General features: G+C 58.1%; 17 protein-coding genes. 3 read left to right on the top strand and 14 right to left on the bottom strand.

Features of this window, described 5'->3' with window-relative positions:
• Nucleotides 1-345: 345 nt before the first annotated feature.
• From EIH26_RS06500 to EIH26_RS06490, 3 genes are all read right to left on the bottom strand, one after another.
• Complete coding sequence (locus EIH26_RS06500; RefSeq protein ID WP_124061405.1) at nt 346-525, bottom strand: hypothetical protein; 180 nt, start codon at nt 523-525, stop codon at nt 346-348.
• Between the two features lie 10 nt (nt 526-535).
• Nucleotides 536-1,252, bottom strand: a complete 717-nt coding sequence (locus EIH26_RS06495) for a CdiA family toxin C-terminal domain-containing protein (protein ID WP_124061404.1) — start codon at nt 1,250-1,252, stop codon at nt 536-538.
• Nucleotides 1,253-1,600: 348 nt separating this feature from the next.
• Nucleotides 1,601-1,855, bottom strand: a complete 255-nt coding sequence (locus tag EIH26_RS06490; RefSeq protein ID WP_124061403.1) for a hypothetical protein — start codon at nt 1,853-1,855, stop codon at nt 1,601-1,603.
• Nucleotides 1,856-2,239: 384 nt separating this feature from the next.
• On the opposite strand from EIH26_RS06490, the gene EIH26_RS06485 reads away from it, so the two are divergent.
• Both EIH26_RS06485 and EIH26_RS06480 read left to right on the top strand, forming a co-directional pair.
• Nucleotides 2,240-2,695: a hypothetical protein gene (locus tag EIH26_RS06485; RefSeq protein ID WP_124061402.1), complete on the top strand. Its 456-nt coding sequence runs from the start codon at nt 2,240-2,242 to the stop codon at nt 2,693-2,695.
• Nucleotides 2,696-3,769: 1,074 nt separating this feature from the next.
• On the top strand, nt 3,770-5,044 hold the full coding sequence (locus tag EIH26_RS06480) for a molybdopterin molybdotransferase MoeA (RefSeq protein ID WP_124061401.1): 1,275 nt from the start codon (nt 3,770-3,772) through the stop codon (nt 5,042-5,044).
• Between the two features lie 69 nt (nt 5,045-5,113).
• On the opposite strand, the gene EIH26_RS06475 is transcribed toward EIH26_RS06480, so the two are convergent.
• From EIH26_RS06475 to EIH26_RS06430, 10 genes are all read right to left on the bottom strand, one after another.
• Complete coding sequence (locus tag EIH26_RS06475; RefSeq protein WP_124061400.1) at nt 5,114-6,574, bottom strand: hypothetical protein; 1,461 nt, start codon at nt 6,572-6,574, stop codon at nt 5,114-5,116.
• 150 nt (nt 6,575-6,724) lie between these two features.
• Complete coding sequence (locus EIH26_RS06470; protein ID WP_241152793.1) at nt 6,725-8,407, bottom strand: FAD-dependent oxidoreductase; 1,683 nt, start codon at nt 8,405-8,407, stop codon at nt 6,725-6,727.
• Between the two features lie 255 nt (nt 8,408-8,662).
• Nucleotides 8,663-9,445: an ABC transporter ATP-binding protein gene (locus tag EIH26_RS06465; RefSeq protein ID WP_124061819.1), complete on the bottom strand. Its 783-nt coding sequence runs from the start codon at nt 9,443-9,445 to the stop codon at nt 8,663-8,665.
• The gene (locus EIH26_RS06460) at nt 9,445-10,446 is read right to left on the bottom strand and encodes an iron ABC transporter permease (RefSeq protein ID WP_124061399.1); all 1,002 of its coding nucleotides are present in this window, start codon (nt 10,444-10,446) and stop codon (nt 9,445-9,447) included. Before EIH26_RS06460 ends, EIH26_RS06465 begins: the two co-directional genes overlap by 1 nt.
• A gap of 44 nt (nt 10,447-10,490) precedes the next feature.
• The gene (locus EIH26_RS06455) at nt 10,491-11,630 is read right to left on the bottom strand and encodes an ABC transporter substrate-binding protein (RefSeq protein WP_206424691.1); all 1,140 of its coding nucleotides are present in this window, start codon (nt 11,628-11,630) and stop codon (nt 10,491-10,493) included.
• Between the two features lie 380 nt (nt 11,631-12,010).
• The gene (locus EIH26_RS06450; RefSeq protein ID WP_124061398.1) at nt 12,011-12,826 is read right to left on the bottom strand and encodes a hypothetical protein; all 816 of its coding nucleotides are present in this window, start codon (nt 12,824-12,826) and stop codon (nt 12,011-12,013) included.
• A 90-nt stretch (nt 12,827-12,916) separates the two neighbouring features.
• Complete coding sequence (locus tag EIH26_RS06445) at nt 12,917-13,651, bottom strand: DUF4428 domain-containing protein (protein WP_124061397.1); 735 nt, start codon at nt 13,649-13,651, stop codon at nt 12,917-12,919.
• Between the two features lie 147 nt (nt 13,652-13,798).
• Nucleotides 13,799-14,434, bottom strand: coding sequence for a response regulator transcription factor (locus EIH26_RS06440; RefSeq protein ID WP_124061396.1), 636 nt, complete (start codon nt 14,432-14,434; stop codon nt 13,799-13,801).
• A complete protein-coding gene (locus tag EIH26_RS06435) occupies nt 14,431-15,894 on the bottom strand; it encodes a hypothetical protein (protein WP_124061395.1) in 1,464 nt (487 codons plus the stop codon). Before EIH26_RS06435 ends, EIH26_RS06440 begins: the two co-directional genes overlap by 4 nt.
• Before the next feature lie 4 nt (nt 15,895-15,898).
• On the bottom strand, nt 15,899-17,617 hold the full coding sequence (locus EIH26_RS06430) for a hypothetical protein (RefSeq protein WP_124061394.1): 1,719 nt from the start codon (nt 17,615-17,617) through the stop codon (nt 15,899-15,901).
• Between the two features lie 108 nt (nt 17,618-17,725).
• Here EIH26_RS06430 and EIH26_RS06425 point away from each other — a divergent pair, with 108 nt between their 5' ends.
• On the top strand, nt 17,726-17,923 hold the full coding sequence (locus tag EIH26_RS06425; RefSeq protein WP_124061393.1) for a helix-turn-helix transcriptional regulator: 198 nt from the start codon (nt 17,726-17,728) through the stop codon (nt 17,921-17,923).
• A 260-nt stretch (nt 17,924-18,183) separates the two neighbouring features.
• On the opposite strand, the gene EIH26_RS06420 is transcribed toward EIH26_RS06425, so the two are convergent.
• A complete protein-coding gene (locus tag EIH26_RS06420; protein ID WP_164471000.1) occupies nt 18,184-19,206 on the bottom strand; it encodes an InlB B-repeat-containing protein in 1,023 nt (340 codons plus the stop codon).
• Between the last annotated feature and the right edge of the window lie 154 nt (nt 19,207-19,360).

The following is a 19,360-nucleotide window of genomic DNA, read 5'->3' as shown; positions in this document are numbered from 1 at the left end:
GCGAACTTAGCGAGTAGCCTGCTTTGTGTTGCATTCGCCCACAAAGCAGATTCAGCCAGCATCTTGCCGCGTTCGCCCAGCGGGGGATCCCCCGCGCCCCTGTTTTGAGAGCATAGAAACACAAAGCCCCACAGGAATTGCCTGCGGAGGCGTTAGATTAAAGCCCAGTCGCTTTACAAGAGGAACTTCTCTCGGTAATCGCCCAGGGCCTTTTTGAGATCATCGGCTGCGCTAGGATCCATTTCGAGATAGCGCCCGCACGCGAGCTCGAAAAAGCCGTAAAACTCTTGATGAGTCATATCATAGTGATTGTCGCAGAACCTGCACGAGACATCGAAATGCTCGTTAATCGTCTAGCTCGTTCCAAAAGCTGGTGGAGGTGTCCTCGTTATAGACGCCCTCACCGCGCGCATACGACTGCGCTCGCTCAACAAAGGCAGGGCTGTCGTTGTCGAATGCAAACAGAACTGGCCACTGGGCTTTACGGTCGCTGATGTCTGTTTCTTTCAATACGCAGATATCCATGATAATCACCTCAAATCGTTGGGTATAGAGTGCTGACATTTCCATTGTCGTCGAGGTACCCCTTCCATTTTATCCCGTTGTTGTCTGTGCCATTCCAGCTGCGGCTTAGACTTCCATTATTGGCCGTTGCCGCATTGTTCGCGGCTTCGAGGCCACGGCGCATGTACTCTTCAGCACTAATGACGTTTTTGTCATAGACTGATTTGGGTGTGGAGATGGTGCTCATTTCGGATGTTGGATTCCCCGCCTTATCCTTTTTGGGCACTTCGTACCGGACGCTTTTCATTCCATCGATGCCGAGGATATTGGTTTCCTCTATAACGCGCCCGCCTATCTCTCGAAGCTTCTCCTCGAAAGCGCTCTTTTCATGTCCGCCACTGATACCGTCTCTGCCCGCATCTTTGTGCCATCCGTTGACGTTCCAGTCCTCGTCGTATGAGACCTCCTTGCGGCCTACGATCTTCCATCCGTCGATGACGTAGACGCCATTGTCGCCCTGGTCGCCGAGGTTCTTGAAATGGTCTATCCCCACGCTCGTCGAGCCGCCGAAGAAGTTGCACATCACCTGAGCGATCCGCGCCCCGCCGTAGCTGTCGGAGCTCGGGAGACGATACCCTTGCAGCTCGCAGTACCTAAACAGCGGTTCCACCGTGTCGCGCCCGTCGTTCCAGTGAAGGTAGAGCGCCAGATTCTTGTCCGGCGTTGTGATGACTGCCCTGTTTCCCATGATTTTGCCTCCTTGGTCTTTTGCGATGGGCCTTTGCTCACCGCCTTGTGACCAGACGACCTGCACGGGTTCTGCGCGAGCCGCAAGGAGTCAAGCGCGTGTCTTCGCGAAACCTGCATCACGACGCAGGTAGATGTATGGTCGCTTGTGCGGGTTTCGTGGGGAGATGTACGCCTTGCGGCGCAACGCGGGTTCGGTGCGAGCGTTGTCTGGATAGAGGCGTGCGAAGGGTGCAGCTGACGAACAGGGAGGCATTCGGAGACAGGGCTTCACCGACGTCGTAGACAAGATCGCCTACAGGAATCTGAGGAGGGTGGGGCGCTCTCGCTGTGGGACGGAACTGAGCTTCTAGGAGACGAGCTCGTCGCTTAGTAACTCCTCGACGAACCAGCGCGGATCCTCGTAGTAGAGCTGGATGATGCGCTCGCCGATGCGGATGGTGTAGCAGATGCCGTCTCCACCGACCTTGCGCGAAGATGAGCGGCGGATGCTCCGCACGTCGTCGATGGCGTAGATCTTGCCGTCTATGGCAAGGTTGAACCTCTCGGCCTTGAGCGTATCCTCGGCGTCCCCGAACAAATCGCACTGCAGCGGGTCGTCCATCGAGGAGAGGTTCGTGGCCCGCACTTGGATGGCGCGGGTCGAGGTGCTGCGCGACGGACGCGTAGAATGCGTTCATGTCTATGTGCATGATCACGCGCTCGCGCACGGAGCACCTCCTTATTCAATGGGAACATATGTTCGTTAATAGGACTCTTAATAATGGACCCTGGAGGGCGATCCATCAATCGAACAGACTGTGTTTTTCCGGATATCGGAGAGAATCTATCGATCAAGCGCCATTGACGCCCCAGCTTTCATCTCGCCTGTCCCATAAAAGGTCAACCACCACCGGTCTCTTGTTTTACAGTGGATCACGAGAGGTTTGGAGGTGTCCAAGAGATGAAGAACTGCGCCCGCCGATTCACATTCAGTGCCTCAGGAGTCGTGAACTATTACATCGCCTGCGATCTTGACGAAGGCATACTGCGCTATTGGGAGACACTCGGCAAGACCGACTACATCAAGCTGCTTTTCAGTAACAATAAAGACGAGCGTACAGCGGCCTACGAGATATTCAAACGCGCAGAAGAGAATGAGTCCTGCAGGGGCTACGAGCTTAACGAAGCACAAATAGAAAGGATCGAAGGGCTGCTCTCTGCAAAGAACATTGAGTCGATGCGCGGGCTCACCAATGAGGAAATGGGCAAGAGATCGCAATACTGCTGCTACAGAGATGGTTGGTCATCGAGCTTCTACGCCGAAGGGGATGCTGGCTGGCCTCCGCTGATGCTAGAGGGCATCAGCTGGTGCTCGTCCATTAACGATGAGCTCCCTTTCGAGCTGCTTGAGTCATACGTTGGCTCGGAAGTCCTCAATAACCGTTGCAAAGCGTTCCCATAAGATGCGTCCCATAAGGTGATGCCGAATGAGACGAGGCAGATCATCAAAAGAACGTTCGAAGTGGGATTGGACGCAATCGAAGAGATCCTCTGGCATGGAACAGGGCAATTGCTTCTGGAGCTCGATGATACGGAAATCGGAACGCATCTAAGCTATCAATTATCCGATGATTCGTTCACCGTGCGCTACGGAAACGAGATATCGCGGGGATGCACGCTGTATCAGCGCCCAGCTTGCGAGGAAGTATTCGGCAGACGACATGCCTTCCAGGAATAATCTCGGCAATTTACAGGTCGACAACATCGCATACTAAATTTATTCTCTAACAGTTAAGAAAACAGGTGCTCTTCGAAGCCGTCTCAACTGCGATAATGGGCTTCAACTTGCAGCAGATGGCGGACCGCCTCTTCAGTTTCGGGCCGTTTGCCCTCTGCCCGGCTCGCCCTAGGCAAGCAGGCGAGCCGATCGAGGTGCGGCCGCAGGCTCTCCGGGCCCATCCCCGCGAAGCGCCAAAGGCGCCGCTTCGGCCGCGGGCGCAGGTTGCTCGCCATGGCCATCGCCTCGACGTGCAGGGCCGTGGCCGCAGGCCTTCGCGACGGGGCTCGCCCGCGTCATGGACGATCGTCCCATCCGCCCGGGCGCCCGGGCACGTTCCTTGCTGGCTGGAACCATCATGGCGGCTAGCGGAAGGTGTCATCGAGGGAGCGTGCTAGAAAGCACCCGTCTCCTTAACTGTTAGAATTTTCATAAGTGAAATAACTGCAAAACCATAAAGGTAACTAAGATATCTGCATAGATGTGTCCGATGGCGACCGCTTTGAAGGCAAGCCAGATGGAAATGGGGATTCGGTAGCGTGTCATGGGGCTGCTTTCTTTCGTCTTGGAAGACGGATCATTTGCATTAAAACATCTTATTGATATTACGAGTGACGAGAATTGTTCTCCCTTGGGGGAAGACGTCACCTGAAAGCCGCTGCATGGTATCGAAAGGTTATACCTATTCAAGAATGCTTAAAGCACCGTGTTTTGTCTGATTTAGAGCGGCGATATTCGAAAATTCGGGAAGGATCACCGATGAGAGACCATTCCAATCATGTTGAGGTGAGCCGAGACCAGGCGGTCCGGTTGCTGCTCGACTCAGAGAGCTTCACACGGAGATCCGAGCGGATCCCTCTTCGGGAGGCGATGGGAAGGGTCGCCTCATGCGACGTTCGCTCACTGGTGAATCTTCCAAACAGCCGGTCGTGCAAGATGGATTCCGTTGCAGTCCGCTGGGCCGATTTTGCCGACGGGTCTCCGGACACCTCGACATGGAGGCGCGGCACTCAATGGGAGTTCGCGAACACGGGCATCGCCATGCCCGACGGATTCGACACCGCGATCGTGATCGAGAACGTGAGGCTGTCGGACGATCTCTCGAAAATCGAGTTCGTTTCCTTGCCTTCTGAGCAATATGCGGGAACGTCCGAGATCGGCAGCAAGCTGAAGGAAGGGGAGCTGCTGGTTTCGAAGGGCCAACTGCTTTCCCCGCTTCTCTGCTCCTATCTTGCCATGGGCAACCATGACGAGGTCGACGTGGTCTGCCGACCGCGCGTCGCGGTGATCCCCACGGGGAACGAACTGTTTCCTGCAGGCGGTCAGCTTCCGATCGGAAAGAACATCGAGTCGAACAGCTATCTGATTGCGGGGAAGATCGAAGGCTGGGGCGGCGAGTCCGTGGTATGGGATATCGTCCGGGACGATAAGGAGTCCATCAAGCGCGCGGTGGTGGATGCCGCAAGCCGTTGCGACTTCGTCGTGCTGAACGCCGGATCCTCGAAAGGCTCTGACGATTGGAACGTCGAAATGCTCGAAGAGGTCGGCCGCGTGCTCTACCATCAGACCAGCCATGGGCCTGGCCATCACAGCTGGGGAGCGCTCGTCGGATCGACGCCGATAGTGGGGATCTCGGGACCTCCGGGCGGCGCGGCCTTTACCGCTGACTTCTACATCTACCCGCTTATCAGGAAGTATCTGGGCCTGCCGACGCAGCCGAGATTCCAGGCAGCCCGGCTTGCCGAGCCGTTCCCGGCGAGAAGGGGCAGCGCAAAGCGCGCGCATAAGCGGGAGAAGGCGTCGGGGGAGGACCGTCCGAGCGTCGTTGCGCCCGGATCGGAATTCTTCGGCGTCCGCCAGGTGCGACTCGGAGTGGGCGACGACGGCGTGCTTGAAGCGTATCCGGCACCGAGCTCGCATCTGAATCCAGCGGAAGCCGACTCCATGGACGGGTACTTCCTCATGAGCAATCTGATGCCGGAACCCGAGGTCGGGGACATCGTGACGATCGAGATAAGGCCGAAAGCCATCTGAGGCCGACGCTTTCGAGACGCGTTGCCGTGCTTTGTTCTCGTTGATCGCGCGAGGTTCTCTCCGTTTCGATTAAGGCTGAGCGATCAAGATGCTCTTGAGGTCGGCTTCTGCCCGATACGAATAAGCCGCCCCTTTAATTCTTCGAGTGAAAAGCCCGATGTTCGCCAAATGTTCCAGATCGGCGCGAGCGGTCGAGTAAACCACTTCGTACCTTCTTTGATGCTCGGCAATAAGGAACTCACGCTCGGGAACCAGCACCGCTTCCTTCACTACTTCGGTTTGACGGTAGTTGAGGTACGGAACCCTCCTGATGCCTTCGATCGCCTGCTCGTCGATATTGCTTCTGATCGAGAGCGCATGATCAAGCGTCCTCGCTTCTTCGAGCATCAGTTTCATAAAGGTGTCGTAGTACACCGTCCAATCCAGATCCCTATATGCGGTTTCCAATGCGTCGATGAAGGTGGTTTCTGCTTCCTCCGAGTACAGGCCAAGCTTCCATTTTTCAAGAATCCTGATTTTGGGGATAAACCTGAAAACGGGATAGCCCTCTCGGTATAAGAAAAACCGGCTGGCCAAACAACCCATGAGGTTGTTGCAACCTTCGAAGATCGGAACATGCCAAAATTGGCAGTTGACGAGCATCGAAACCATGATGGGGTGGCGGGTTTCCTCGATCTCCTGCCAGTTTGCGGTTTTAATCGCGCTGCCCAAAGCGCGTTTCCTGATCTCCTCAATGCCCTGCTTCTCAAAATCGAGGCCGAGCGGTGACGAAGGTTTGAATTCCGGGGTGGTATCGATCGGATCGTTGAGGGGATCGACCCTGGTGAGCCTCTCATAGAAATCTCTCAGCAGATCTTCGTCGAAGCTTCTATCCTCCAATCGCGAGAAGCCCATCATTATCCGATGGAAATTCAGCGCAAGCGTTTCCGATGTCGAGATAGGGGGACGTTCTTCTAACAGCACTGCGCGGATGTTCTCGTATTCGGCGTGATATCCATCGAATCGCAGGTTGGCGATCATTTCCTCGAGATATTGCTGAGTGATGAACCTTTTTCCTTCTCTCTCGCTGGCCAGAACGTCCAACGCGGAGCCGCTTCGGGTCAACTCGGCGATGTTCCGCAAGGTGAGTTGAAGGCTTTCCGGAACGGTGTGCCAGCTTCTGCTTTCTTCTTTGAAAACGGCGTTCGCAAACGGATTGAAGTATGCGATGGATCTTCGCCGAGCGATCAGCTCCTCCCAGACGGATTGGGGATCAAGTCCCCCGAGGTCGACCATATCTTCCAGGTGATCTCGGCAAACAGGATGCTTCCATGCCATGCGCATGAGCGCGTCGACGGCGTCGCAGTTCCGACAATGCGAGAGCCTTTCGGTGTTGCCCGAGGTTTTGCCGTGAGCCGATCGATTGATGGAGGCGTCGTCGTCAACATGCATAGAATCCGATCCTTTAGAAGAAGGGGGCGAGTCGGTTCGAAGAACCGCGAAATGCAACTCGTCATGTCCGCAACGATGTTTCAAGGCGATTGTACCCAACCGAGGCGCATCGGTGTTTCTTTCCAGAAGTTCGTGCTATGAAATTCCAACGAGTTCCGATATCTATCCGAGCCGCCCTTGCCCCGCCACTGTAGAGGGCTGGGCGGAACGAGGACGGCTCGGCGGCAATCTCTCCTTTCGGTTACGGAGCTACTTCCAATCGCTGAGGGTTTCGATATCGGAAGCGGCAATCTCTCCAAACGCGATTGCGGGGCCTATCGTTCCCCCGCCACCGACGTACATCGACCCGCCCGCTCCGACTCCAGCGCAGTTTCCTTGGGCATAAAGGCGCGAGATGATCTTGCCGTCGGTGTCGAGAGCGCGAGCAGACGAATCGACCTTTATTCCGCCCATGGTGCCAAGCAGAACGGGAACGATTTCTGCCGCATAGAACGGAGGCGTCGTCAGGGGAGCGAGCGTTCGCGCAGCTCCTTCGAATCCCTTGCTCGAGTAGGTCGATTGTTGAGCGTAGTAGTCCTGACCTCGTTGGAAATCCGGATCCAATCCCATCTCGGCGTTTTCGTTGTAACGGGAAACTTCAGCGAGAAGGGACTGCTTGTCGATTCCGCATGCATCGGCGAGCTCTTCAAGCGTTTCGAAGCGGGTGAAGCTTTCTCCGGGCTTGCCGAGTTCTCCCTTGTTGAACGTATGGCTATCCGCCGCAGCCTGGTCGATGATCGCGAATGCGGGAAGGTTCTTCCATCCGCGTTCCTCCCCGTCATTTTCGATGGCGCAGAACGAACGTCCGACGCTGTCGTAATTGGCGCATTCGTTCGTGAAGCGCTTTCCGTGTTTGTTCACGAAGATGATTCCTCGTTTCGCGTCGTCCATGATCAGAGACGAGAGGTTGCTCGCTTCAGCTGCGCGCGATTCGTCGAATTCCTTCTTATAGCCTGGGGAGAGCCAGCCTTCCGACATCATGTTCATGTCGGCTCCGACGCGCATTGCCATCTTGTGGCCGTCGCCGGTATCGGTCGAACATCCCCAGCTGTGCTGAGCAGGGGTTCGCAGATAGGATTTCATCATCTGCTGATTCCAGTCGAATCCACCCGTGGCCATCACCACGGCCTTCTTGGCGCGAATACGGATGGTCTTGCTGCCTTTTTTCGCTACGCAGCCGAGGATCTCGACGGTGCCGTCGTCGGCAGTACGCGAAACGAGGGCGGTGCAAGGGGTTCCCTTCATGAATTTGACGCCTTCGCTTTCAGCGGCTGCAAGAATGCCGGCAGATAGCACGCCGATGCTCGATTTTCCCTCTCCTGCGTCGGGCAGCAGCGAGCGCCCGTAGGTCTTTCCTCCAGGGAGGAAGCTGAGGTAATCGATGCTTGAAGGCCAAATCTTCCATTTGATGCCCGCGAGTTCGGCGCAGTTTTTGACGGCAGCGTTCACATGATCGACGTAGGCGGCCGCAAGATCGGGCATGAAAGTGTCGCCCGTGCCCGCTTCGATGTACGTAAGCGCCTCTTCCTTCGAGTCTTTCTTCCCTTCGGCGAGCATGAGGTCGTTGCAGGGTGCCCAGACAACAGACGACGACATCGATGTCGCTCCGCCAGAGGTGTCCCGTTTCTCTAAGACGATGGTGGAAAGCCCTGCATGCTGGGTGCGCAAAGCGGTGTAGGCGCCCGAGCCCGACCCGACTACAACGACGTCGACGGTTTCATCCCAGGACTCGCTTTTCGAGCCGCCGGTTCCGCAGCCGAACAGTCCGATGCCGAGCGTTCCGAAGCCAAGCGCGCCGCCGAGTTTGATCGCCTCGCGACGAGATACTCCGGAATGGGCGCTTTTCGTCTTCCCCTCATCCATCGAGTTGAGAATTTCGGTCTTCTCCGCCATGATCCCTCCTTTTTTCGCTTTCGGCGGTCGATCCCCATCAATAAGACCGCCTTTTCTGATAAGAAAGGTATCTTCTTCGGATAATTGCTGGAAGCTGGCGGAATCAAATAGTTTTTCTTCTTTGTTCGCCCAGGTGAAATGACAATTATTTTCCTTGGGGCTCTCAATGGCGAAAATCGATAGCGCGCATCGATCGCCCGGCAATGGGAAGGTATCGGGGAATTGGTCGTTCAGTCAGAACGAGGCAGAACCGGATTATAGACCGTTAAGCGACCCCGGAACGCAGACTTTGCGTTCTCCGATGCTTTCAACATGTACCTCGATGCCGTAGAGCCGGGCCATCGACTCGTCGGTGATGATGGATTCCGCTGCATCGAGCGATTGTATCTTTCCGTCAGAGAGAATCGCGCACGTTCCCTGCAGGAGAAGGGCGTGGTCGGGGAAGTGGGTCGTCATGAGCACCCCCATTCCGCGCCTGCGGAGGCGCTCTACCAGTTCAAGGAACTTGTACTGGTTTCCGAAGTCCAGATGGGCGGTCGGTTCGTCCAAGATGAGCAGTTCAGGAGCCTGAGCGAGCGCCGATGCGATCATGACAAGCTGGCGCTCGCCTCCCGATATGTCGGTGTAGGGCTTATCGGAGAGATGGGCTATGCCCAGGTATTCGAGCTGGTCAATCGCTCGGCTGCGTTCGCTTCTGCCGGGGTTGGCCAGCCGTTTCATGCGCGACGTGCATCCCATAGTGACCACGTCGACAACCGGGTACCCGAAGCTGGGCGCATGGGTTTGGGGGATGTAGGCGATCTTCCGGGCGAGCTCTCGAGGCTTCCAGTTCTCCACAGGGATCCCGTCGATCAGCACGGTTCCCGCAGACAGCTTGAAACCGCCGATAAGGCACTGCAGGAGCGTCGATTTTCCCTGCCCGTTGCTTCCGAGGATGCAGAGCGTATCAGGCGACTCGTAGGAGAACGACACTCCGTCGAGAATCTTCCGTTCGCCTGCGGAATAGGAGAACTCGGCGCTTTCGACTTCGAGGAGCATCACCAGTTCACCTTCTTCTTGTAGATGAAGTAGAGGAACATGGGGACTCCGATGATTCCCGTGATCACTCCGATGGGTATCTCGGTTGAGGTCAATGTGCGGCAGATATCGTCGATGACGAGCAGGTAGCATATTCCAAGCGATGCCGAGGCGGGGATGAGCCGTCGGAAATCGGGCCCGACGAGCATGCGGGAAAGATGGGGGATGACGATGCCCACCCAGCCGATTATCCCCGAAACGGAGACGACGAGTGCGGTGAGCATGGAACTCGCTCCGATGACGATCGTGCGATCGAACTGCACGTCGACGCCGAAAGAGCGTGCTTCCTGGTCGCCCATCGACATCACGTTGATGCGCCATCGAAACAGGAAGATGAGCGTCATGCAGACGATGAAGAGAGGGAGAATTCGCGCGATCTCCTCGATGCTCACACCTGAAAGCGTTCCCATAATCCAGTACACGATCTGCGGCAGTTTTTCGGTCGGATCGGCGACGAACTTGAGAAGCGAGACGAGCGAGGCGAAGAGCGAGCCGATCAGCATGCCGGCAAGGACAAGCGTGACGGTATCCTTCCGTCCTCGCGCTGCGATGAGGAACGTGAGTCCGACGGCTGCGAGTCCGAAACAGACGGCGAAAAGCTGGATGGACGCAGCCCCCAGTGACAGAATGATCGCAAGTCCCGCTCCGAATCCCGCCCCGTTGGACACTCCGAGCGTATAAGGGGATGCGAGCGGGTTCTTGAAGATGCCCTGGAACACCGCTCCGGCTACGGCGAGCCCCGCCCCGACAAGCGAAGCCGCGATCACGCGCGGGAGCCGCGTCTGCAGGATCACGTTCGCGGCAAGGTTGCTCTTGTCTGCCAGCGTGCCCGATGCGGCTCTCAGCATGATTGACCACACGTCGCTAAGCGGGACTTGGTAGGCTCCGATGGAGAGGGAGACGAAGAAGGCTGCGATGGGGAGAGCGACGAGGACGATTCTCGTCGCAGTCCGCCACAGCATGGTTTCGCTTCCTACCTTCATGGTTCTATGGACCGTCGAGCGCTCTACTCGACGGTTCCGGTGAAGGGAATCCCGTAGAAGGTCTCGTAGAAGTCCTCTGCGCGCTCCTTCACCTGGTCGGCGGAAACGAGATTCGGGTACAGGACGTGAGCCATCCACAGCTCGCCCAACGCGATGGAGTCGGCGTCGGGATTGCCCCACGGCTTCGTCCAATACGGGGCGTTGAAGACCTTGCCGTTCTTCACGGCGGGAAGCGCGGCGTACTGCGGATCGGAAGTGATCGAAGCGAAGTCGTCGTAGCGGTCCTGGGTGATGATGATGTCGGGCGACCATGATGCGACCAGTTCCGCGTTGTATTTGGTGTTGCCTTGGACCCCTGCAGCAGCAACTGCGTTCGAAGCGCCTGCGCGAACGAGCATGCATCCGACGAACTTGTCGTTTCCGTATGCGATTCCATCGGCGAGAACCGCTGCGGAAGGCCGTTCGTTGCCGGCCAGGTCGCCGACCGCCTTCTCGATGATGTCGCGGCTCTCGGTGCAGAATCTCCAAAGGAGCTCAGCCTTGTCCGACGTGCCAGAAAGCTTTCCGAGCGTTGAGACGGCCCATTCGCAGCCCTCGGTATATGCTGCATCCGCATTGGCGAGTCGGGGATTCTGAGCCTCCTCCTGCTTTCCTTCTCCGCGCAACGAGACGACCACGACGGGAATGCCGAGATCGCGAATCTGCTTGATGGCATCTTCAGGCGCTTGGGAGGCGGCGATGACCACGTTAGGGGTGAGCGCGGCGATGTTCTCAACGTTCCATTCCTTCAGGCCGCCAGGGGTGGGCATGCCCTCGATGCCGGGAAAGACGTCTGTCATGTAGCTTCCGAGATTCTTCTTCCAGCCGTCAACGACACCGACGATGCGATCTTGGGCACCCAGCTGACACAGAATGTCGAGCGAGTGATGCTGCAGAACGACCATCCTTTCGCAGGGCACCTTCACGGCGACGTCGTTTCCGTTCTGGTCGACGAAAGACCACTCCTCCTTTTCGGAGGGAGCTGCGGATTCATTTCCATTGGTTTCTTGCTTGCCTGTCGAGCATCCGAAGAGGGAGTATGCGGCGAGCGACCCCGCTCCGACTGCGGATATCCTCAGAAAACTCCTTCGATCGATGTTGGCTGATCGCATGTTCTCGCTCATCGTTACCCTCCAGCTTTCGGTTTTGTTTTTACCTGCGTATGGGTTGAAACTCACCGTGAAATTATAGTTATTTGACTATAAAGCAATCAATAAATATTCTTTTTAACAGTTAAGAAAACAGGTGCTCTTCGAAGCCGTCTCAACTGCGATAATGGGCTTCAACTTGCAGCGGATGGCGGACCGCCCCTTCCGTTTCGGGCCGTTTGTCCTTTGCCTAGCTCGCCCTAGGCAAGCAGGCGAGCCGATCGAGATGCGGCCGCGGGCTCTCCGGGCCCATCCCCGCGAAGCCCCAAAGGCGCCGCGTCCCTCACCGGGACGCGGCGCCTTTTGCGTCAGCCCATCTGCACCAGATGCAGGCGAGCCGCTATCGAGCTATTCCGCTACGGCATCGTAACCTGGAACGTCACGATCTCGTCGTAGGTCTTGGAGTTCATGACCTCGAAGGAGCCCTGCACGTTCACAAGGTCGTCGATGCTCTTGATGCTGTCGTCCATGAAGGTCATGAACGTCTCGGCGTATGCGTTCGGCTGGATCGTCTCGTAGATGGAGGGGCTGACCATCTTACCGTTTACCATCCAGGTGCCGTAAGAGCCGCTGACGTCAATCGCCGCGTCGGTGCTCTTATTCGTGATGACCAGGGTGTAACCGCAAGAGTCAAGCCAGTCCTGCTTCTTGTCGACAACCATCACGGAGATGTTGTCGTCGCTGTAAATCTCCTTGTCGATGGCCTTGATTGCCTGATCGTCCGTCGCGCTCGAGTCGCCAGCGGTTCCGCTCGAGCTGGTCGAGCTCGAGCGAAGGTCCTTGACCTCGTCACTCGTCTTCTTGAACTTCATGCCCTCGCCGTCAACCTCGATGGAGAGCACGCCGTCCTTGATCGTCGCATCGACGCTGTCGCCCTCGATCGTCAGGGACACCTTGTCGGCAGACTTGGCATCCCAGGTGCCGTCCATCGTCTCGCCGAACATACCGAGCTTGAACGTGCCGTCCTCGGCAAAGGTCGCCTCGACGGTGAGGTCGAACGCCTTCATCATGGCCAAGTCGTCTTCAGAGGCGTCCGTGAACTCGGAGAGCTCCCACGTTCCGATGACCGCCTTCTTGGGGTCTGCCTTGTCGCCTCCGCCGCAGCCGACGAGCGCAAAGCACAGCGCGAGAGCGAATGCGACAACTCCCAATGCCTTCAACTTCGATTTCATGGTAGCACTTCCTTTCCGAATAGCTTTCCCATTCCAGCCGCTCTATCGTGCACGCCGGAGCTTGCCACCCCGACGATGATGCCCGCAGCGTTAAAGCCCAATCGCGCCGCCGCAGAACTCGCAGCGCCCGTTTGCGTCCGGTATTGTGGTGGCCCCGCAGAACGGGCAGGTCACCGCTGCCTTCGGAGCCTTCGCCGCCGCAACGTTCTCGCGCACCGTCTCGCGCAGGCTCGTGAGCGCCTCGCGGATCTCGTTGGCCTGGCGCTCCGCCTCGCGGAACTCCACCGAGTAGCGCTCCTCGATGCGGCCATCGTTGACCTTGAAGGTGATCTCATCGAAATAAGGCGAGTTCACGTGAATGGTGAGGTACACGTCGTAGTCAATGTCGTAGCGCGGCGGATCGTAGCTTTCCCGGCAGCCTTCGGAGTTCTCGCGATAGATTTCGGTGCGGGCCTCGCGAACCTCCGAATCGCACCCGGTGACTTGGGAGAATTCCATCACGTCCGGGTTCGCAGCGCGCCAACGCGACGAGGAGGTGACGATGAAGCACTGCGCGTCCTCGTCGAGGAGCACCTTAGTATCGCCGCCGAGCGTGCGCGTCGTGTTGAACCCCGCGACGCGGTCCTTGTTCGCCTCGCGGTAGGCGAGCTGCTCGCTAATCTGCTCGACCGTCGAGCGCCTGCGCTCGCTGAAGAAGGGGGAGAGCTTCTTGGAGCACTCTTTGCACAGGTTGCCGTCTTCGAGCTTCCTGTTGCCGAGCAAGCCGATTTCCCCTCCGCAGATATCGCAGCTCTTCTTCTCGAAGATCTTTCCAAACAATCCCATACCCGCACTCCTTCCCGCGCATCCAACGAAGTTTTCGTTGCCTTCATGGTGAGGGAAAGGGGGCGTTGCGGCAACGACCCTATGGCCCGCAGCGCGACGCAACGTGCGACCGCGTGGCCATTTCGTGCGGGAAGGGAAGGGTACGATTTAGCGTGGCTCCTGCTCATCGCGCAATTTTGAGACGATGAGCCCGCTTGAGACCGCATGGACCGCAAGGCGAAGGATGTTGTCGTAGCCGGTCTTCGCGAGAATCTCGGAGATGTGGCGCTTAACCGTGCGCTCGGACAGGAAGAGCTCCTGGGCGATTTCCTTGCGCATCTTGGTCTCGCACACGAGGCGCAGGATATCGATCTCCACATCGGTCAGCGCAGCCGCGTCCGAGAAGATGCTCTGCTGGGCACGCGGGAAGGTGGAATAGCCCTCCATCGTGGAGCGGATGATGCCCAGAAGGTCGTTCGTGCCAACGTTTTTGTACACGAAGCTGTCGACGTGCGCGGCACGGGCCTGCTCGATGAAGGTGATTTCGGGCATGCCCGTCATGACGACGACGCGCACCTCGGGGTGGGATTCCTTTATGCGGCGCGCGGCGACGATTCCGCTTGAGTCGTTTTCGGTACACACATCCAGAAGAGCGCAGGTGGCGCCCGTCTTCTCCACTTTGCCAAGCGCGAATGCGGCGTCGCCGAGGGAGGCCACCACCTCCATGTCGGGTTGCGCGTCGATGGTCTGGGCGAGCGAGTCGCGTAGCATGGTCTGGTCTTCCACGATGACGATCTTGATCATTGGTCCTCTCCTTCATGCAGCGGCACGCACGGCGCCTGGGCCTCGATAGTGAACGGAGAAGTCGATACGATGGAAAGCGTGCCTCCCACGCGCGAGAGCGCCTGGCGCATCGAAAGGAGCCCCGTGCCCTCGTGCACCTCGCCGCGCGCGGCGGCACCGTCGTTTTGGACAGAAAGCGTATAGGTACCTGATGATTTGCCGAGACAGACATCGACTCGGTGCGCTTGCCCATGTTTGGCGGCATTAGTCGCGGCCTCGCGCACGACGTCAACGAAGGCGATGGCGACCTCAGGTCGCTCGGGAAGCGCGCCTTCCACTGAAATCGCAATGCCCACGAGGGAAAACGAGCTTTCTATCGCGCGAAGAGAGCCCTCGGCATCGATATCGTCGGGCTCAGCGAGGTCCTCAACGACCGTGCGAGCGAGCTCGACCACGCGAGCGAGCTTCTCAGGGTCGGGATCGTCGTCTTCCAGATAGCGGTGGAGGATCGACAGGCGCTGGCCCACGGTGTCGTGCACGCGCGAGCGCATGCGCAAGATCGCCTCGTTGCGCGAGATCTCTCGCGCGTTCTCGACGGCCGCGACCAGCTCGGTGTTCGCCACGTCGAGAAAATGGTTCATGCGCTCGATGTCGGAGTTGATGGACTCCTCCTCGGTCACGTCGAAGGCCACCATTCGGCGGTACTCCTTGTGGCCGAGCCGCACCCGGTCGCGCATGAAAAGCCTCGTCTCGTCGGACGATATCTCGAGGCGAATGCCCTCGGGCAGGACCGCGTCCGCGCCCCCCTCCGCCTTGTTCGCCACTTCCTCGAGATCCTCCCACACCCCGCGCGTCTCGGCAAGGTCGCTCGCAAGACCGAGCGCCGTCAGGCACGAGCGCATCGACTCGTTCATGAAGAGGATGCGCCCCTCGTCATCGGCGCAGATGACGCCCTCGGGCAGCGCCCGAATGGAATCGATAATCGATAAACGCGAAACGGAGCGCCGCCCGGCGCGCATATCGAGGGTAAGCGCAGCTCCCACGCGAAAAACGAAGAACGCCGCATCGCCAATGAAGAGATACGGCACCAGATGACCCAGCATATCGATGGACGGCGGGGTGATAAGCGCCATGAGGGCAATCTCGCTCGTCATGATGGGGCGTCGGTACGCAATCGCCAGCGCAAGCCCCAAAAGCGCCGCCGCGGCGTCTATCCACAGAAGCGACTCGACGGGAAACGAAAACGCCTTCAGACGGAAAAGCGCAACACCGTAGCCGCTGTGGACGCTGTTCGCCGTGCCCGCCGCAAGCAGCAGATGCACGAAAAGCAGCACCTCGTAGAGCTTGACAAGCGAGAAGGGACGCGCATCTCGATGCGTCGAGAGGAAGAGCACATGGAGCAGCTGCCCTCCCGCGGCGATGCAGAACGAGACCACGAGCACAACGATCACGGGGGTATCCAGCTCAAAGAGAAATCCCATGCGATCACCTCTCCCCCCCGAGCGAGACCGAGAGGCTCGCGCTGTCCCTCGACGTTTCCAACGTGAAGGCCGCATGTTGTGCAATCAACGATTTTCGCAGATCATCGAGCGATTCCTGAAACCTTGGCCCCGCGGTGCCGTCCGATTCAAGCGCGGCGCGCATCTCCACCTCGCCCGACTTCCCGTCGCTCACGAACAGCATGAGAACGGGATTTCTCGCCGAAAACGCCGCGGCCGCGAAGTCGTAAAGGCAGTCGTAGAGCACGTTCACCGTAGCCGCAGGGAGCACCTTCGACGTCTCCACAAGGGCCGCGCACTCGATGTCGAGTGGGCGCAGGTTGGCAGCCGTCTCGTTGAAGACGAGCTCAAGCCGCTCGCGGTTGAAGTCGGGGTCGCTTTTCTCCGCCAAGATAAGCCCGCCCTTGCGCTTGCAGTACGCGACGAGCAGCTTCACCTCCATGAGGCGCTCCCGACGAGCGGCCGCGGAGGCGGGGTCGCTTCCCTGCGGCAGATCGTCGAGCAGCTCGCTTATGCGCTGCGTCTTGCTTTCAAGCGCGCGTTCGATCTCGGCGAACAGCGCGCGGGCGTCCTCCTGACGATGGAGGGTCACCGCGAGCTCCCGGTCGCACTTGAGCATGGCGTTCGCGCGACGCAGCTTCGCCTGACGCTCGGAAAGCAGGCGCCTGCGTTCGTCGAGCGCCGTCATGTCCTCGGACAAAAGCGCATCGCCGCCCGCCACCGAGTACACCTTGAACAGCGTCGAGGGAACGGCAGACGTGCGAAACGACACGATGCCGTCGCGCGGGGTCTCGATTTCTCCGAGCGTCATTCGCACGGCATCGGGAATCTCGGTTGCGACATCGGTTTGGTACACGACGTCTCGATCGCGCGAGAGGATTTTCAAATCGAAGGGGAGTTTTGCGAAGAATTGGTCATGTCGGGCATATGAGGGAAGAATACCCAGGTCAAGCGATAATTCGAGCGCAACAATGACCAAAATACTATAGACAAGAGAAATGTTCGTCGAGAAAAGCCCTGCTTTGCGAGCGATAAACATCGCGAAGTACGCCACGCCCACGCCAAGGATGATGGCCATCGGCAGAAAGACGCTTTTCAGCTGGGTCCGAGCAGCGGGGAAGGCCGCCGCGAAAAAGCCCGCATACTGAACAAGCGACCACGCGGTCACGCACCAGTAACCCGCCTGATAGGTGTAATCCCTGCTCCAATGCGGATCGGACAAATCGAACGCAAACACGAGGTTGTGATAGTTGTTCGTCAACACGAGCACGCAGAGCGCTGCGTCAACCACCCAAGCAATATTGACGACCCTTCGCCATGCGGCATGCCGATCAAGGGCGGCGGCGCGAAAGGCACTTGCCAGGAAAAACGTGGGGATGAACATCATCGGCGCGTAATAAAGGTACCACATGACCGAGGCAATAAGGTCGCTTCTCACGGGGTATCTCAGCAGCACATCCAAAAGCCAGGCGGCGAGAAGCGCGGCAACGATCTTTAAATTGCCTCGAATGACAATGTCCGAGCAGCGCAGATGCACGGAGAACCCCCAGGCGACGCAGCCCGAGACCGCTAAGATCATAAGTCCCGCCGTGCTCGACGGGCCGCTTCCTGGGAGACCGAAAAAGCGGATTTCCGTCTCCGAAACCAGCTGCGCGATGGCGAGCGCGGCCCCAAGGACGAGGGCGAAGACAGCCCAAGCTGCCACTATCCGCCCCTTGAGTGGGTCTGCTCCGCTTGCACGGCCCATCCAGGCTCCCTTTCTGTCTCGCTCGATTCCCTGTTATCCAGTATATCCTGAGCACCCTATCAAGCGGTGTTCGACCTTTCGCAACGCGAGAGCGAAGTGCTGGTACTGTTGGGCAAGGGTCGTACGATAGAAATTACGGCTGATAAGCTCAATATTTCCTTCAACACGGCAAAGACCCATATACGTCAGGTGTATGGGAAATTGGGCGTGCACACTCGCCAGCAGCTGCTTGACCTTATCGAGCAGAAGAAAGGTCTCCGATAGAGCGGCGGGGGGATACCTGCATCCCCAGTGTCGAGAGCACGACAGCTGGGAATTCAAGCATTTTCATGAGCGTTATCCATGAGGCTCTTCGGCGCCGTGCCTTTAAATCAGCCATGCAGTCGCGCACCAGTAAGCAAAAGCGGCGGCGGTCCCGCTGTGGGAGCCGCCGCCGCTCAGATACGGTGAGAGCCAGTCGAAAGAAATCCTGTGCCCACTCCAGCACTCAGTCGGCAGTTTCTTTGACGCCTACGATTGTCGGCCTATAATTGCCGATTCCGGCGACGCCAAGCCAGCATGCTGAAGGCTGCAATGCCAGAGCCTACGAGCAATGCGAACGCAGCTGCCTCGAACAGATAGGGGATATTGCTGCCAGTAGCAGGCAGCTTGCCAGCAGGAGGCAGCTTGTAGACCGTCATCGTCTTGGCGGGCTCGGCAGAATCGCTTGCCGGCGCCTCTTTCCACTGGGCGTATAGCGTGGTGTCGGCGTCGAAGGTCACTTCTTGGCCTGCGGCATACGACGTGCCGTTCCCGTCGGCCTGCGTGTTCCAGCCGATAAACTCTGCTTTGCCCTTGTTCAGCTCGCCATGGCCCGCAACAGTAACCGGAGCGCCCTTCATGAACGATGCCTCGTCGGGGGTTGCGCCTTCCCCTCCGTTGGCGTCGTAGGAAAGCTTATAGGGCACCTTTGCCGTGAGGGAGGCACTGCCCAGCACCATGCGGTTACCCTCTGCAGGAAACTCTCCGGGGTACTCTTTACCACTACGGGGCGTGAGGTAGTCCTTTATGGGTTCATCGCCCGTCTTGGGAAGCTCAAAGCCGATCTCGTAGGTGACCGTGTAGGTTCCAGGGTTTGCGGTGATTTGGCTCGGGTCGACCGAATTCCCCTTCTCATCGACGGCAGTTATCTTGGTTCCGTGGGCGGTAAAGGCACTCGATAGCTTGTCATAAGCCTTCAACCGCTCGATCGGCATTACGTCGAATCCGGGTGCCTTCTTACCCCCGAGGTTTGTGCCGCGTCCCAACAGGTACGTGTCCCAGTCAACTAGCTGGCCGCGCTTGAGCTCGAGCTCCTTGGGCTCAGCCAGTTTCCCCTGTATAGTTCCCGACTCGTCAAAATTGGCCTCAGTGGTGAGAATGGGGCGAACGACTATTCGACGTTTGACGTATGTGGCACTTTCAGAATCTGCATCATTGCCATACACCCTTTTGACGCCTTTATACTCGATCATTATGTCAAAATCCAAGTCCCCACTCGGAGAGGCATCCACGGTGAACTGGTACACGCCGTTCTTATCGGTGGTTGCTTGATAGAGGGGGGTGGCAGTGCCAGACTCTCTGGCCTCTTTTGACGTGGGATGGGGATACAGGCTAACCGTGGCCCCAGGCAAGCGGGCCTCGGTGCCGCCAGACCAAGTTGCGCTCACCGAACCGTAGATC

This window comes from Gordonibacter sp. Marseille-P4307 (assembly GCF_900604965.1).
In the GTDB taxonomy this organism is placed as follows: Bacteria; Actinomycetota; Coriobacteriia; order Coriobacteriales; family Eggerthellaceae; genus Berryella.
The sequence above is the reverse complement of the archived record's forward strand: the minus strand, read 5'-3'. Positions and strand labels throughout refer to the sequence as shown.